The sequence below is a fragment of the Streptomyces sp. TAA486 genome, from assembly GCF_000426165.1.
In genome coordinates this window covers 104,230-118,779 of the sequence record NZ_AUEV01000013.1, presented here as the reverse complement: position 1 = coordinate 118,779, position 14,550 = coordinate 104,230, and the positions used below count along the sequence as shown (strand labels likewise).

The window sequence follows — 14,550 nt, the reverse complement described above, 5'->3', positions numbered from 1 at the left end:
CCGGGGTGCCGGCGGGCGCCTGTGTCAGCTGCCGCTGCCGTAAGGGCGGGTGAGGATCTCCATGGAGTGCCCGTCCGGGTCGGCCCAGTAGACGCCGCGGCCGCCGTCCTTGTGGTTGATCTCGCCCGCGTGCTGCCGGAACGGGTCCGCCCAGTAGGTCAGTCCGGCGTCCTGGATGCGGCCGAAGATGGCGTCGAACTCGTCCTCGGAGACGAGGAACGCGTAGTGCTGCGGCGTCACGCCGCCTTCGCCGGCGTCCGCGAAGTCGAGCGTCACGTCGTTGGCGGCGACGACGGGAAGGAACGGGCCGAACTGCGGCTGCACTTCGAGCCCCAGCAGGCCGGCGAGGAAGTCGGCCGACGCCTTCTTGTCGGTGGCGTGGACGATGGTGTGGTTGAGCTGGACGGCCATGTGTGTCTCCCCATTCGCTCGGTACGGGCAGCGCGCCGGAAGCCATGGGTGCCGGCCACGGCCGCGCCTGTCCTGCCTTGCTCCCGGTTCCAACGGAGACCCGGCGCGGTTGATTTCGGGATCGGTGTCGGTCTTTCGTCGTAGTCCCGCGGCCGGAAGGGGGCTCCCGCGGGCGACGCCGCGGAAGTCCGGTCACGAAGGTACGCGCATGCCGGTGCGTGGCAGCAGGGGCACGAGGGCGTCCCACCGCTTCATCTCGCAGCCGTTCTCGCGGTTGAAGTGGGCGTCGACGCGCCGCCCGGCCCAGACGCCGCGGACATGTGCGCTCGCCGGTCCTCCGTACTGCATGGTGCAGCGCGTGCCCGGGGTCACCGGGGCGAAGGGATCCTTGCCCCAGACGGTCAGCTCGTCGAGCCCGTCGCAGGCTTCCTCGGCGTCGCGGTGGTCGCCCGCGGCGGGGTGGCAGTACAGCTCGGAGGTGCCGTCAGTGGTGGCACTGCCGGATTCGGCGATGGTGACCGTGAGGTGGTCGACCTGTCCGTGGCGTACGTCGGCGAACGCGTCGGGGGTGGTGACGGTCAGGGCCGACGTCAGTGCGGTGGCGGCGAGGGCGAGGCGGCGGATCAGCATCGTGGACTCCTGGACACCGGTAGGGGAGGGACGAGGGGAACGCGAGCGGGTCGGTACGAGCGACGAAAGGGCGGTATCACGGGCCGGCGGGCGGGCTGCCGGTCCGGTGGGCCCCTTGGTCCGCCAACGCGCCGGAGGGGGCACCCGTCGCGCTCGGGGCCGCACGTTGACCGGAACGAGTTACAAGGGACCGCATATGGACGGATCGAACGGAGGCGGATGGATCCGGGCCGCCTCTCGGTCCCCGGCCGCCCTCCCGAGCCCGTGCGGGCAGGCGTTCCCTCACTCGGAGGCGTCGGTGACGAGGGGTGCCGGACGGCTGTAGCCGAGGGCGCCGGGGAGCGGGCCCTTGGGGCGGAGGGTGTCGTGGGGCGGGCCGGGAACGACCTGCCGGACCTCAGGGCTCTCCGGTGAGTGCGGCTCGTCGCCGGGTCCGGGCTCGTCCGGCCCGAAGGAACCGTCCGGCAGGACCCGACGGTGTTCCCGCGGTGCTCCTGGAACGGTCCTGCCCTGGCGGTTCCATTCGTTCGCGAGTCCGGCGTAGATCGGCTCCAGCCAGTAGGCGCCGGTCAGTTCCGCGAACTGTGTGCGGGGTTCTCCGAGCCCGAGTACGTCGCCTCGTGCGGTCCTCAGAACGATGAATGACGTGTTTCCCATGCCGGAGCAACACCCGACGGCCGTGCGGGGACACCGTCCGCGTGGTCGCTTCACTGCCACGAGAGCCCTCGTTCGATCACACGTTGGTCACGGGACGTCAAGAACCGGTGTCAATCCCCGAGTCTGTACGGAAGTGGGGCCGGGAACGCCTGGCCCGGAGCGGACGGGAGCGTGGGCGCGCGGCCGACGTCACCGTCCATGACAGGGGGACCTCCGTGCGGAAGCTGACCTACTTCATCGCCGTCTCGATCGACGGCTTCATCGGAAGGCCCGACGGTGAGGCGCAGTTCTTCACCGAGTACGTGGACGAGGAGTTCCTCGAGTACCTCAAGGCGGAGTTCCCCGAGACCATGCCGACGCATGGTCGACGGATGCTGGGCCTGGACGACCTGGAGAACCAGCAGTTCGACACCGTCATCCAGGGCAGGGTCAGCTACGACCTCGCGCTGGGGATCGAGGTCACCAGCCCGTACGCGCACATGCGTCAGTACGTCGCCTCACGCAGCATCGAGAAGTCGCCGGACCCCGCAGTGGAGATCATCTCGGAGGATCTGGTGGGCCGGGTCCGTGCGCTGAAGGAGGAAGAGGGGCCGCTCGGGATCTATCTGTGCGGCGGTTCCGGGCTTGCCGGTGAACTTGTGGACGAGATCGACGAGTTGGTGCTCAAGACCTATCCGGTGGTCCTCGGCTCCGGCATGCCGATGTTCGCGTCGGGGTTCGCCTTCACGGAGTTCGAGCTGGGCTCGGTCCGTACGTTCGGCAACGGCGCCCTCGTCAGGCGGTACAGCCGGAAGCGGTGATCCGGCACCGTGCCTTCGTCGGGCCCGGTGGGGGAGGGTCAGCTGATCTGGCGGCGGACCAGCTCGTGGAACTCGCCTGAGGTGTCGGCCAGGAGCTCCGCGGGCGCCCCCTGCTGGACGATCCGCCCTCGCGACATGACGAGCACACGGTCGGCGTCCATGACGGTGGAGAGCCGGTGCGCGATCACGATGCGCGTGGCCTGCAGCTTGCGGGTGCTCTCGGTGACGATGCGCTGGGTCTCGTTGTCGAGCGCGCTCGTCGCCTCGTCGAAGTAGAGGATGCGCGGCCGCCGGATGAGCGCCTGGGCGATCATCAGGCGCTGCCGCTGTCCGCCGGAGACGGCCGCTCCGCCGTCCGAGAGGATCGTGTGCATCCCCATGGGCATGCGCTTGATGTCCTCTGCGAGACCCGCCATCTCCGCGGCCTCCCACGCCTCGTCGTGCGAGTAGATCTCCGCCCCGCATATGGAGTCGAGGATCGAGCCGACGAACGGCTGCGCGTTCTGGAGCACGACGCCGCACTGCCGGCGCACCGCCGCCTGGTCGAGGGCGGCCAGGTCCTGCCCGTCGTAGAGCACGCTGCCGGAGTTCGGCTTCTCGAAGCCGATGAGAAGCCTCAGCAGCGTCGACTTGCCGCAGCCGCTCGGCCCGACGACGGCCACGAACTCGCCGGGATCCACGCGCAGCGTGACGTCGTCGAGCGTCAGCGGGCCGTCCTCGCTGTACCGGAAGGACAGCTGCCGGGCCTCGATCTCGCCGGTGAGTTCGCCGGGCTGCGAGCTGCCGCCGCGCACCTCGGTGGGCTCATGCAGCACGGGCTTGACCTTCTCGAACATCGGCAGTGCCGCGGCGGCGGAGATCAGCGAGTTGGTCAGCTGGGTCACCGACGTCAGCATCATCGTGACGGCGGTGTTGAAGGTGAGGAAGCCGCTGGAGGACAGGCTGCCCCGGGCCGGGCCCGCCAGCAGCATGAACAGGATGAGCGAAGTGAGCGGCAGATAGACCGAGTTGAGGACCGTGGTGAGGTTCTTGATCCGGCCGACGCGCTGCTGGAGCTCACGGCTGCGCGCGAACTCCCGTGCCCACGCCGCGTACGCGAAGCTCTCGGCGGCGGCGACGCGGAGCTTCGGCAGCCCGCGCAGCGTCTGGAACGACATGTTGTTGAGCTTGTTGTTGAGGTCGACCAGTTTGCTCTGCCAGCGCAGCTGCCAGATTCCCATCGCGACGAACGCCCCCGCGATGACGACGAGCAGTCCGACTGCCATCAGGGCCAGCGGAACGCTGTAGAAGAGGAGCAGCACCAGGTTCATCGAGCCGATCGTGCACGCCTGCACGGCCACCGGCCCGACGCCGGACAGCACGCGCCGCATGGTGCTGATCCCCATGGCCGCACTGGCCAGTTCACCCGTGGAGCGCTCCGCGAAGAACTTCGTGGGCAGCCGCAGCAGCCGGTCCCAGACGGCGGGTTGCAGCGCCGCCTCGACGCGTCCCTCCATGCGCAGGATGGAGTTGTTCTGCAGCAGCATGAAGGCGGCCGAGACGATGCTGCTGAGCACGATCGCCAGGGAGACCTGCTTGATGAGGCTGGTCTCGGCGTTCGGCACGAACTCTCCGAGCACCTGCCCCGTCGCGATCGGCACCAGCGCGCCCAGGCCGACCGCCACGAGCCCGCCGAGGAGCAGGTTCCGCAGGTCCATGCGGGTACCGCCCAGGCAGAAGCGCAGCAACTGCCATGCGTTCATGGGCTCTTCGGGCAGCGGCCGGTAGAACATCACGGCACGCGGCTCGAACTCCTCGACGCGTGACTTGCGGATCCTGATGCGCGCGCCGTCCGCGTCCACCGCCTCGTACCGTCCGCGTCGCCACAGCAGCGCCACCGGGTCCCCGGACCCTGCCTTGTGGCCCACGAGCGGCCCGGTGTTCTCCCGCCACCAGCGGCCCTGGAGTTTCACCACCCGGGTCCGGACGCGTGAGCTGAGGGCGATGCGCTCGACCGGATTCGTACGGTCGTTGACGGCGCGGCCCTGCGCGGGTGCGGAGAGCTCGATGCCCGCGGCGCCGGCGGCCTTGCGGGCGACGACGAGCGTCGCGTCGTCGTTCGCGGACGAGGAGCCGGAGGAGCCCTTGCCGGTGGTGTTGATGGAGGCCAGCAGCGCCTGGTCGGCCTGGGCGCGCACGGTCTCGCCGGCTTCGATGCCCGCGGCCGTACGGTCCTCGTGCGCGCGTTCGAGCCGTTCGATCCAGCGGTCGAGGGCGGAGAGCAGCCGGAACTGCTGGTCGACCATGCGCTGCCACATCACGCCGTCGACGAGCAGCTGGGACGCGGCCTCCTGGCTGAACTCGGCCCCGTATTGGACGCTCCGGGGATCCACGTGCATCCAGAGGATCTCGTCGTCGTCCTGGCCGTAACCGGTGCCCGGGTGAACGGCGTCCGGGGTGACCTCGCCGTCGAGCGGCGCCTCGAACAGCACCCGGAGGCTGCGTCCGATGCCCATGGCGAAGGCGTTGTCGAGCGGGGTGTGGGGCAGAGCCGCGATGCCCTCGGCCGGCGTCTGCGTCTGGTCCCAGCCCGGGTGGCCCTGGAAGTGGGCGGAGACGCTGCTGTACTCGGGCCTGTGCAGTTCGCGGAGTTCGATGCGGCGCAGCCCGCACTCCCGCAGCGGCCTGCCGACCAGTGTGTGCTGGGTGCCCTCGATCGGGCCGAGGAGGAGGGTGCCGGGCTCCAGCCTGCCGAGGAAGTGCCAGTGGCCCTGCTGAACCGCGTCGACGGCGAAGAGGTCCATGGCTCCGGCGGTCACCAGCCACAGCACGTGGGGCCCTTCGAGGGGCAGGCTGCGCATGCCGACGCAGTCGACTCCCTCGCCGAGCATGCCGAAGGCGGCGGTCACCGGGTCCTGGGGGTGCGCCTCGGGCGCCGCGACGGTGGGGTGTTGTCCGGTGTCGTAGGCGGGAGCCGGGTGTTCGCCGGTCTCGTACGAGTTCGTGCCGTACGGGGGAGTGCCGTGCCCGCCGGTGTCGTACGAGCCCGTGTCGTACGAGCCGGTGTCGTACGAGCCCGTGTCGTACGGATTGGCGTACGAGCCGCTGCCCTGGCCCACAGGCTGTTGCCGACCGGTGTCGTGGGCGCCGTTCTGCGGCCTCGGGGTGCCGTACGGCGGGGTGTGCTCGCTCTCCTCGGCCGTGCCGAAGGAGCCCGGGTTCCACTGGCCCGCCTGCCACGAGCCGGTGTCCTGCCCGGTCGTGCGCGGGTTCCGTGCGGAGCCGTCGCCGGATGCCACGTCAGTGCTCCTTGACCAGTTCGGCGTACGGACCGCCGCGGGCGACCAGGTCCTCGTGGCGCCCGCGTTCGACGACGCTGCCGTGGTCCAGCATGACGATCTCGTCGCTGTCGCGGACCGTGCTCAGCCGGTGTGCGATGACGACGCACGCGCAGCCGCGCCGCCGCAGGTTGTCGATGATGACCTGCTCGGTCTGGGCGTCCAGCGCACTCGTCACCTCGTCCAGCACGAGGATGCTCGGCCGGCGCACCAGCGCGCGGGCGATCTCGAGGCGCTGCCGCTGCCCGCCGGAGAGGTTGCGTCCGTCCTGCTCGACGCGGCTGTGGATGCCGCCGGGACGTCGCGTGAAGTCGTCGAGCACGGCGGCGTCCCGCAGGGCGGCCGTGACGGCCTCGTCGGATATGGACGGGTCCCACAGCGCCACGTTGTCCCGCACCGTTCCCTCGAAGAGGAAGACGTCCTGGTCCACGAAGGAGACGGAGGCGGCCAGCGCGCTGCGGGAGATGTCCTCCAGCCGCTGCCCGTCGATGCGGATCACTCCCTCCCACGGGCTGTAGAGACCCGAAATGAGCCTGGAGACGGTGGACTTGCCGCTGCCGGAGCCGCCGACGAGGGCGACCTGCCGGCCCGGTCCGACCGACAGGGAGAAGTCCGTGAGCAGCGGCTTGTCGAGCGGGCTGTAGCCGAAGGTGATGCTCTCGAGCGACACATGGCCCTTGAGCCGGCGGGTGTCGGCGATGGGCTCGCGCCGCGAATAGAGCGAGTCGACGGGGAAGTTCTCCACGTCCTTCAGCCTGGCCACGTCGGCGGCGAAGTCCTGGATGCGTCCCGCGACGCCGTTGAGCCGCGTGATGGGAGCGGTGAAGCGCGTCACCAGCGCCTGGAAGGCGACCAGCAGACCGATGGAGATGTGGCCCTCGACCGCGCGCATGCCGCCGATCCAGAGGATCATCGCGCTGTTGAGCGTCGCGAGTGTGGGCGCGACGACGGCGAGCCAGGCCGTGGGCACCCCGAGCTTCTGCTGCTCCTCCAGGGTGGTGGCGTGCTGCCCGGACCAGCGGCGGAAGTACCCGTTCTCTCCGCCGGTGGCCTTCATCGTCTCGATCAACTGCAGGCCGGTGTAAGAGGTGTTGGTGAGGCGCGCGGTGTCCGCGCGGAGCTTCTGCGTGCCGGTGGCGCGCAGCCGGATCACCACGCGCATCGCGACGAGGTTCAGCAGCGCGATGAGCACACCGATGACGGTCAGCTGGGGGTCGTACGTCCACAGCAGCACCGCGTAGAGGATGACGACGATCGCGTCCACGCCCGCGGCGGCTAGGTCGCGGGAGAGCGTCTCGGCGACGGTGTCGTTGGACTGCAGCCGCTGCACGAGGTCGGCGGGGCTGCGCTGCGCGAAGAAGGTGACCGGCAGCCTCAGCAGATGCCGGAAGAAGCGTGCGCTGCTGAGCGTCGAGGAGATGATGCGCCCACGCAGCAGATTCGCCTGCTGGAGTGCGGTCAGCGCGGCGGTGAGCACGACCATGGCGCCCATCGAGGCGAACAGCACGCCCAGGAGCGACGTCTGGTCCCCGATGAGGAACATGTCGATGTACGTGCGGCTCAGCGCCGGCACCGCGGCACCCACCCCGACGAGCAGGAGGCTGGCGAGCAGCGCGGCCAGCATCGTGCCGGTGGTGCGGCGAAGCCTCGCCGGCATGGCGCTCATGGCACTGGGGCGCTTGCCGCCGCGGCGGAAGTCCTCACCGGGTTCGAAGGTGAGGACGACGCCGGTGAAGCTGGTGTCGAACTCGTCCAGCGGGACGAAGCGGCGGCCCTTGTCGGGGTCGTTGATGTGCACGCCGCGCTTGCCGAAGCGGCGTCCCATCCCCTCGTAGACGACGTAGTGGTTGAACTCCCAGAAGAGGACGGCGGGTCCGGGCACCTCCGCGAGGGCCGCGGGCTCCATCTGCATGCCCTTGGCGGTCAGGCCGTAACTGCGGGCCGCCTTCAGGAGGTTGCTGGCGCGCGAGCCGTCGCGGGAGACGCCGCAGGCGATGCGCAGCTGTTCGAGGGGGACGTGCCGGCCGAAGTAGCCGAGGACCATGGACAGGGCGGCGGCGCCGCACTCCACGGCCTCCATCTGCAGCACGGTCGGTGTGCGTACCGACTTGTACTGGGGCTTCGGTATCTGCTGCGGCGAGCTACGCCGGGCGGCGCCCGTACGGTGCTTGCCGCTGCTCTTCGCGCCGGACTTGCCGCTCTTGCCGGTCTCGGGGCGGTGCTTCCTGCGGCCGGGGGGCGGCAGCCGGTTCTCGCCGGTGTCGTCAGGCTCGGGAGCGCGTGCCTTCTTGGGACGTGCGTCCTTGGCGCGTGCCTTCTGGGAACGCGGCGCTTCGGTGCGTGTCTTCGGGAAGCGCGGCGCTTCGGAACGCGGAGCCTCGGCGCGCGCCTTCTGGGAACGTGCCTTCTGGGATCGCGCCTTCTGGGAACGCTCCGCCTCGGTGCGCGCCGCTTTCAGGCGCGCGGCGCTCGTGCGCGGCTCCTTGGCGGCCTTCTGCCGCCGGCTCACGGGAGCAGCCAATCGATGGGACGCTCCGAGGGCTGATGTATCGCGCCTTCGGCGATCGTCATGGAGTCGATCTTGTAGGGCGGGCCCTTCTCCGAGGACCATCTGTAACCGGACTTCGTCGTCGCCGACTCGTCCAGCGCCACCATGATCGCGACGGGCTGGCCGTCCTTGGTGAACTCGGCACCGAGCTGGGCGTTGCCGAGGAAGCTGGTGACCTGCTGGCGCGTCTGGGCGGCCCTGCCGACGGCCTTGACGCGGCCCCGCAGCACGCCGTACTCGTCCGTCGGCGCGGACTGGACGGTCAGGTCGACGGCGGCTCCGGGGGAGACCGTGGAACCGCTGCTGCCCGGCACGTACAGCATGGCCACGAGCGGCTCGTCCGCCCGTTCCACACGCTCGACGGTCGCCACATCCTTGCCGGGGGCGATCACGGAGCCGATCTTCGCGGTCAGCGATGTCATGCGGCCGGCGGACACGGTGCGAACTGCCCGGTACCCGCGGTCCGTTTGCACCTTCAGCACGGGAGTGTTGGCCGGCAGCATGCGGCCTTCCTCGGCCAGCACCTGCACGACCTGGCCCGCGACGGGGCTCTGCAGCACGTAGCTGCCCTTGGCGTGGGTGAGGACACCGGGCGCGTCCAGCTTCCCGGAGACCTTGCCGGTGACAGCCCAGTAGCCCGCTCCCGCCATGACGAGAACGGTCACGAGCAGCACGAGCCAGCCCTGCGGGCGCGCGTAGCGCACAGGCAGGTCGAGTTCCTCGGGGGACTGCAGCTTGGAAAACGCCTTCTGGCGGAACTGCACGGGGCTATTCCCTCAACTGCGTTCGTCGCTTTCAGGCATGACGCTTCCTTCGGGGCGGCGGGCGGTACACCGGGTTCGTCGGTGGAGCGGTCCGGCGCTCGGCCGCCGACGCCAATTCGGGGACAAGGGCCACGAGTGTTCCACAACTGTCCCCGGACGCATCCGTAAGCCCCGGAACAAGGGGGTTCCGGGGCTCACGTTCACCCCACTGGGATTCGGATGCTCCGAGCGGGACGGGCTGTGCACTGCTGGCCCGGCCGCTCGGACGCGACCTTCGCCTCAGAGACCGGCGAGGCCCGTGACCTGGGAGGTGTCGACACCGGTCAGGCCGGAGGCAACGCCGTTCACGGCGTCGGTGGTCTCGGAAACCGGGGCGACGGAGTCGGCGGTGCTCACAGCGGTGCCGACGACCGAGCCCAGGACGCCACCCGAAACGTTGTCGAGGTCGTTGTCGGAAATCTCGCGGGTCTCAATGAAGTCCATGAGTTGAGCTTCCCTTCGCTTGCTTTGGTGTTCTCAATAGCATCGGCCGGCCCGGGGAAAGCCGTCCGGCCGTACGAGCGGTCGTCTGATGCCCGACGTCGGGAACCAATCGTTCAACTTCCGCGTCTAGGGCCCGATCAAAGCATGCGTACATGCTGCCCGGCCACTCACCCGTGTGCTCGTCCGGCGCCGATACGGCCACTCAACTTCGTTGCGGTGTAGTCGCGTCCACGAATTCGTGGCGATCTCTTCACTTGTCACTCCTGGCGTGTCCGCACGGTCTCGTTGCTGACGCATCCTCAAGTGGACATTCCCTCACCAACTTCACCGGCTCCCGTGTGTCCGAGTGCACATCCCAGGAGGCATGTGCCGTCCCTAAGGACCAGTTGTGCAGGTTCGCTGAATTCAGTTTCGGTGAGCAGTACTTGCTCCGGCCTGCGCAGGTCTGACCTGGGGATGGGGGCTCTGTTGAGGCGATCCGCAGAAGGGGTGACTCGTGGTAATGGGAGAAATTCGCACCGCAGTCCTCCCGTAATACGAGCGCCTAAGGAGTGGTAAGGGCGAAATGACTCGTTCAAATGCTGAGACATGCGCGCGGGGTGCGCATCCGAACCGTGGCCGGTCTCGCAAGCCGTTCCGGCCGTGGAATCCATAAGTGTCCTGTGATCACTGCGACATGACGGCAAGTCAGGCAACTGATCCGGTCCGTGCGCAAATGGGGCTTTTCGGCGGTCGGGTAGAGGTGCTCGCGTCCGGTGGATGAACGCCTGGCGCGCGTCGGGGGTGGCAGTCCCGGGGCGAGAGGCGGACGGTCGCGGCCGAGGGGACGTGGGGCGTGGCGGCACCGGCATCTACCGGGCCCGGCCCGGCCGGTGACGTGCTGTGCGGCTTTGGCCCGCGATCGCCCCCGGGGTGGAGGGGGCCGGCTTTATATCCCGCGAGTGGGACAAAGTCCAGGAAATCGGAGAGCCGTGCAGAACCGTGACGAATCAAGTCCGTCTTCGTTGAACGGGTGCAGGCTGGTCGTGGGCCTTCCCCACGTTGGCGATCGAGGCCCCGGGTTCCTCCCCCGGGGCCTCGGTCTTTCCGGAACGGAACTGCTGCCAAGGGTCGTTCGAGCGCGGGTTCCCGTGTGTACTGGGGAAGGTCAGCCAGAGCCGTCATGGAAGCGGAGCCGCCCGGTGCGACCGACCAGTCCTCCGACTCTGCCCCCGTCCGTGCGCCGGGCGCGTGCCGCCGTCTCGGCCGTCTTCTTCGTGCACGGCGCGGTCTTCGCGTCGTGGGCCGCCCGTGTGCCCGCCGTCCAGGACCAACTCCAGCTGTCGCCAGGCATGTTGGGTCTGGTGATGGCCGGCCCCGGCCTGGGGGCGCTGGCCGGCAGTCAGGCGGGCGGGCTGCTGGTGCACCGGCTGGGCAGCCGCGCGGTCAGCGCGTCGGCGCCGGTGTCGCTGTGCGTGCCCCTGGCTCTCGTCCCGGCCGCACCGTCGGAGTGGACCTTGATGGCGGTGCTGGTGTTGCTGGGCGCCGCCGACGGGTGCACGTCCGTGGCCATGAACGCCCAAGCCGTTGTCGTGCAGCGCCGGTACGGGCGCACGGTGCTCAACTCGATGCACGCCATCCGCAGCATCGGCGCCGTCGCGGGAGGGCTGGCCGGGGTCGCCACCGTTTCCCTCGGCCTGTCGCTCGCCGCGCAGTTCGCCGTCATGGCCGCCGTCCTCGCCGCGCTCTCGGCGGTGGCGGCGTGCGGGCTGCTGCCGGACGGGGGACTCGTCGATGGGGCAGGCGGTCCCGGGTGCGGCGGCCCAGAAGAGAGCCGCACGCACCCGGTCGTGGAAGCGGCCGCCGAGGATCGGCAGGGGAGGCCGGTGAAGTCCCCGGGCGTGCGGCGCCGTTCGACCACCGTGCTGCTGCTCGCCGTGACGATCTTCCTTGCCGCGCTCGTGGAGGACGCCCCCGCGTCCTGGAGCGGTGTGTATCTGCGTCACATCGGTGCCGACGCGGCCACGGCCGCCGCGGGTTACGCCGCCTTCAGCGCCGGCAGCGTCGTGACGCGGCTCCTCAACGACCGGCTCGTGAACCGATTCGGGTGGGTGCGGCTGATCCGGGCCGGCACGCTGTGCTGCGCCGCCGTGCTGGCCGCGGCCCTGCTGCTCGGGATTCCGGCGGTGGCGCTGGCGGCGTTCGTCGTCGCGGGCGCGGGGATCAGCGCTGTCTTCCCCGGTGCCTTCACTGCCGCGGGTGCGCTTCGCGATCCCGCGCCGGCGATGGGCCAGATCGGATTCGCAGGCAATCTCGGCTGGTTGCTCGTCCCGCCTCTGATAGGCGGGCTGGCGACGCTCGTCGGGCTTCCGGCCGCTCTCGGAGTGCTGGTGCTCGCGTCCCTCGCCATCGCCGCGCTCGCACCGGTGGTACGTCCCGGCACCGTCCGTACCACAGCGCCCAACGGCGTTACCGGCGAGTTGCGTTGAACGCAAAACTTCTGCGCACGCGCCTATTTGGCAAGCGCTTGTTCTGTCATGCTCATGCTTCAACAGTTCCGATGTTGCTCCACCTCTCCCCCCACGGAGGTAAGAAATGCGTCGAAGACTCGCCGCGGGCGTCTTTGTTTCGTCCGCAAGTCTCCTCGCCGTCATCGGCACCGCCACAACCGCTGTCGCGGACCCGGCCGACAAGCCCCAGGTCCTCGCGAGCTGGACCCAGACCGATGCAGGAAGCCAGAACGCCTTCCTTGCCGCCAGGGCGGACCAGGGCTCATGGGCGGCCTACAACTTCGACTGGTCGACGGACGTCTGCTCCTCATCCCCTGACAACCCGTTCGGTTTCCCCTTCGAGAACGGCTGCATCAGGCACGATTTCGGCTACCGCAACTACAAGGCTCAGGGCACCTTCGAGGCCAACAAGTCCCGCATCGACAGCGCCTTCTACGAAGATCTCAAGCGCGTCTGCGCCGGATACGACGGCGCCACGAAGCAGTCCTGCAACGCTCTCGCATGGACCTATTACCAGGCCGTCGTGATCCTGGGCGTCAAGAAGGGCAGCCCGGTCGGCTGACGCACCGCCGGACGAGGCACAGCGACGAAGTACCGCGAAGAGGTACCTCGATGAGGCACAGCGCAACAGTGCGCGGGACGCCGCTCGGTGGCTGCGGCGTCCCGCGCACTCTCGTCATCCGCTCACTGCCAGCACGTCCCGCGCGGCGACCGTGAGCATCCCTCCGCGGGGCGGATCAGACGCTGTCCGCCAGTTCCATGCGCCCCTGCATGCGGGCGCAGCTGGCGCAGCAGAAGAAGCGCCCGCCGGCCTGCAGGCCGTGCCCAAGGATGCGGCACCCGCAGTTCTCGCAGATGGGGGCCATCTTCTGCGCGGCACACTCGAAGCTGTCGAAGGTGTGCACCGCGCCTGCCGCCCGGACTTCGAAGGCGTATTCGTAGTCGTTCCCGCAGACCTCACATACGGCCATGGCATGGCTCCTCGGGTGATGTGGATGGCTTGACGGTGTGGAGAAGCGGACGGACCGCTTCGAAGCGGAGGCCGTCGGCCGCTGTGCGGCCGGGCGGCCTCCGCGCCTGTGCGGTCCTGTGAGCAGTGGTCGGTCGTGCCGGTGTCGTCAGTCGGCGCTGAGCGCCTCGACCAGTTCACCGGTCGTGGCGTTCGGCAGCGACCGGGCCACGTCGGCGACGGTCACCGTGCCGACGAGACGGGTCCCGTCGATCACCGGTAGGCGGCGCACCCTGTGGCGCGTCATCGTGGCCAGGACGTCCTCGGTGTCGTCGTCCGCGCCGATCGTGACCGCCTCTTCCTGATTGAGGCTGCCCGCCGGGAAGGCCTGCGGGTCGCGTCCCTTGCCGATCACCTTCACGACGATGTCCCGGTCCGTGACGACGCCCTTGATCTTGTCATCCTGACCGCAGATGGGCAGGGAACCGACGCCGGCCTCGGACATTATTCGGGCGGCGTCGGCGGCCGTCTGATCCGTCTGGACGCAGTCGGCGCCGGGGCTCATCAGTTCTCGTGCCGTAGTCATGTGAAACTCCTGGACGACTGAATTCGTGCGGCGGCGCGGGTCCCTCGCGTCCAGCCGTCAGAGGCCGGAGGAACCGCGCCGTCGCCGGATCGGGTAGCACGTCCCCGCGGACTCAAACCCCGGCGTACGAGGGGCGCGTGGGAGCCGGGGACCGGCCCGTTCGCCCCTCGGAAGGTGGCCGGAACCGGACGGAATCCCGTGTTGCCGGTGCGTCGCGTCCCATACCGTGGTTCAGGCATACGGGGGTGAGCGCGAATGCGCGAGGAGACCAAGTGGGCCTTCGGGCTCGGGCTGGCGGCCGCGATGGTGGCCAGTGGGGCCATCAACGCGGCGATGCAGGACGACGGGGCGTCAGACACGGCCGCGAAGGCCGGTTCCGGGGCACGGGCCTCCGCGGAGCCGTCACCCACGCCCAGCTCGGAGCCGTCCGCCCCTCCGTCACCCACGCCCACACCCGCACGGACCTCGGCCGCCGCTGACGACGAGGCGGACGAGATCTGCTACCCGGTCGAGCCCCTCAAGCCGCTGCCCAGGATCACCACCGTGGTGGACCCGCGGACAGGGCTGAAGACCTTCAAGGAGACGTACGAGGACACGGAGCCGCCCGAACCCGTCTGCGTCCCCCTCCATCAGCCCTCGTACAGCTACCCGTACTCGTCCCCCTACTCGCCTCCCTACTCCTCGCAGGTCCTGCCGACGAACGCACCCGGCTACGCCCCAGGATTCGGCGGCTCAGGGTCCGGTTCCGGAACCGGCATGGAGAAGGACAGGCGGGTCCCCATCACGACGGACCGCGGAGGGATGCCCGACTTCGCCCCCAGCGTGCCGAGGGCGCCCGCGCCACGTGTGCCCGCGTTCATCCCCTAGGCGGCCCCGGCGCCGCATCCGCATCCGCATCCGCATCCACATGCGCATC

The 14,550-nt window shown here is 69.6% G+C and carries 13 protein-coding genes; 4 read left to right on the top strand and 9 right to left on the bottom strand.

Annotated features, from left to right (window positions below; all coding sequences use genetic code 11):
• Nucleotides 1–24: 24 nt before the first annotated feature.
• The 3 genes from I004_RS0118080 to I004_RS0118070 form a co-directional block, all read right to left on the bottom strand.
• Nucleotides 25–411, bottom strand: coding sequence for a VOC family protein (locus I004_RS0118080; protein ID WP_028436652.1), 387 nt, complete (start codon nt 409–411; stop codon nt 25–27).
• A 192-nt stretch (nt 412–603) separates the two neighbouring features.
• On the bottom strand, nt 604–1,041 hold the full coding sequence (locus I004_RS0118075) for an SSI family serine proteinase inhibitor (RefSeq protein ID WP_028436651.1): 438 nt from the start codon (nt 1,039–1,041) through the stop codon (nt 604–606).
• Between the two features lie 282 nt (nt 1,042–1,323).
• Nucleotides 1,324–1,698, bottom strand: coding sequence for a hypothetical protein (locus I004_RS0118070; RefSeq protein ID WP_028436650.1), 375 nt, complete (start codon nt 1,696–1,698; stop codon nt 1,324–1,326).
• Between the two features lie 215 nt (nt 1,699–1,913).
• On the opposite strand from I004_RS0118070, the gene I004_RS0118065 reads away from it, so the two are divergent.
• Nucleotides 1,914–2,498 carry a dihydrofolate reductase family protein gene (locus tag I004_RS0118065; protein ID WP_028436649.1) on the top strand — a complete coding sequence of 195 codons (585 nt, stop codon included), beginning with the start codon at nt 1,914–1,916 and terminating at the stop codon, nt 2,496–2,498.
• A 38-nt stretch (nt 2,499–2,536) separates the two neighbouring features.
• Here the strand turns inward: I004_RS0118065 and I004_RS34625 are convergent, their stop codons facing one another.
• From I004_RS34625 to I004_RS0118045, 4 genes are all read right to left on the bottom strand, one after another.
• Nucleotides 2,537–5,368: an NHLP bacteriocin export ABC transporter permease/ATPase subunit gene (locus tag I004_RS34625; RefSeq protein WP_078511423.1), complete on the bottom strand. Its 2,832-nt coding sequence runs from the start codon at nt 5,366–5,368 to the stop codon at nt 2,537–2,539.
• Nucleotides 5,369–5,777: 409 nt separating this feature from the next.
• Complete coding sequence (locus tag I004_RS0118055; RefSeq protein WP_486580112.1) at nt 5,778–7,895, bottom strand: NHLP family bacteriocin export ABC transporter peptidase/permease/ATPase subunit; 2,118 nt, start codon at nt 7,893–7,895, stop codon at nt 5,778–5,780.
• A gap of 425 nt (nt 7,896–8,320) precedes the next feature.
• Nucleotides 8,321–9,127: an HlyD family efflux transporter periplasmic adaptor subunit gene (locus I004_RS0118050; RefSeq protein ID WP_028436647.1), complete on the bottom strand. Its 807-nt coding sequence runs from the start codon at nt 9,125–9,127 to the stop codon at nt 8,321–8,323.
• 279 nt (nt 9,128–9,406) lie between these two features.
• Nucleotides 9,407–9,610, bottom strand: a complete 204-nt coding sequence (locus I004_RS0118045; RefSeq protein ID WP_028436646.1) for a hypothetical protein — start codon at nt 9,608–9,610, stop codon at nt 9,407–9,409.
• A gap of 1,181 nt (nt 9,611–10,791) precedes the next feature.
• Here I004_RS0118045 and I004_RS34620 point away from each other — a divergent pair.
• Nucleotides 10,792–12,078: an MFS transporter gene (locus I004_RS34620; protein WP_158677049.1), complete on the top strand. Its 1,287-nt coding sequence runs from the start codon at nt 10,792–10,794 to the stop codon at nt 12,076–12,078.
• 106 nt (nt 12,079–12,184) lie between these two features.
• Entirely contained in the window at nt 12,185–12,661 is a 477-nt protein-coding gene (locus I004_RS0118035) for a phospholipase (protein ID WP_028436645.1), read from the top strand.
• A 175-nt stretch (nt 12,662–12,836) separates the two neighbouring features.
• Here the strand turns inward: I004_RS0118035 and I004_RS0118030 are convergent, their stop codons facing one another.
• Together I004_RS0118030 and I004_RS0118025 are read right to left on the bottom strand one after the other, a co-directional pair.
• The gene (locus I004_RS0118030; RefSeq protein WP_028436644.1) at nt 12,837–13,070 is read right to left on the bottom strand and encodes a hypothetical protein; all 234 of its coding nucleotides are present in this window, start codon (nt 13,068–13,070) and stop codon (nt 12,837–12,839) included.
• A 147-nt stretch (nt 13,071–13,217) separates the two neighbouring features.
• Nucleotides 13,218–13,634 carry a CBS domain-containing protein gene (locus I004_RS0118025; RefSeq protein ID WP_028436643.1) on the bottom strand — a complete coding sequence of 139 codons (417 nt, stop codon included), beginning with the start codon at nt 13,632–13,634 and terminating at the stop codon, nt 13,218–13,220.
• Between the two features lie 255 nt (nt 13,635–13,889).
• Between I004_RS0118025 and I004_RS0118020 the strand changes: the two genes are divergently transcribed.
• Entirely contained in the window at nt 13,890–14,501 is a 612-nt protein-coding gene (locus I004_RS0118020) for a hypothetical protein (RefSeq protein ID WP_028436642.1), read from the top strand.
• Nucleotides 14,502–14,550: the final 49 nt, after the last annotated feature.

Excerpts from the sequence above, each read along its gene's own strand:
- I004_RS0118080 (WP_028436652.1), bottom strand. The coding sequence starts at position 411 with ATGGCCGTCCAGCTCAACCACACCATCGTCCACGCCACCGACAAGAAG.
- I004_RS0118075 (WP_028436651.1), bottom strand. The coding sequence starts at position 1,041 with ATGCTGATCCGCCGCCTCGCCCTCGCCGCCACCGCACTGACGTCGGCC.
- I004_RS0118070 (WP_028436650.1), bottom strand. The coding sequence starts at position 1,698 with ATGGGAAACACGTCATTCATCGTTCTGAGGACCGCACGAGGCGACGTA.
- I004_RS34625 (WP_078511423.1), bottom strand. The coding sequence starts at position 5,368 with ATGCTCGGCGAGGGAGTCGACTGCGTCGGCATGCGCAGCCTGCCCCTC.
- I004_RS0118055 (WP_486580112.1), bottom strand. The coding sequence starts at position 7,895 with ATGGAGGCCGTGGAGTGCGGCGCCGCCGCCCTGTCCATGGTCCTCGGC.
- I004_RS0118045 (WP_028436646.1), bottom strand. The coding sequence starts at position 9,610 with ATGGACTTCATTGAGACCCGCGAGATTTCCGACAACGACCTCGACAAC.
- I004_RS0118035 (WP_028436645.1), top strand. The coding sequence starts at position 12,185 with ATGCGTCGAAGACTCGCCGCGGGCGTCTTTGTTTCGTCCGCAAGTCTC.
- I004_RS0118030 (WP_028436644.1), bottom strand. The coding sequence starts at position 13,070 with ATGGCCGTATGTGAGGTCTGCGGGAACGACTACGAATACGCCTTCGAA.
- I004_RS0118025 (WP_028436643.1), bottom strand. The coding sequence starts at position 13,634 with ATGACTACGGCACGAGAACTGATGAGCCCCGGCGCCGACTGCGTCCAG.
- I004_RS0118020 (WP_028436642.1), top strand. The coding sequence starts at position 13,890 with ATGCGCGAGGAGACCAAGTGGGCCTTCGGGCTCGGGCTGGCGGCCGCG.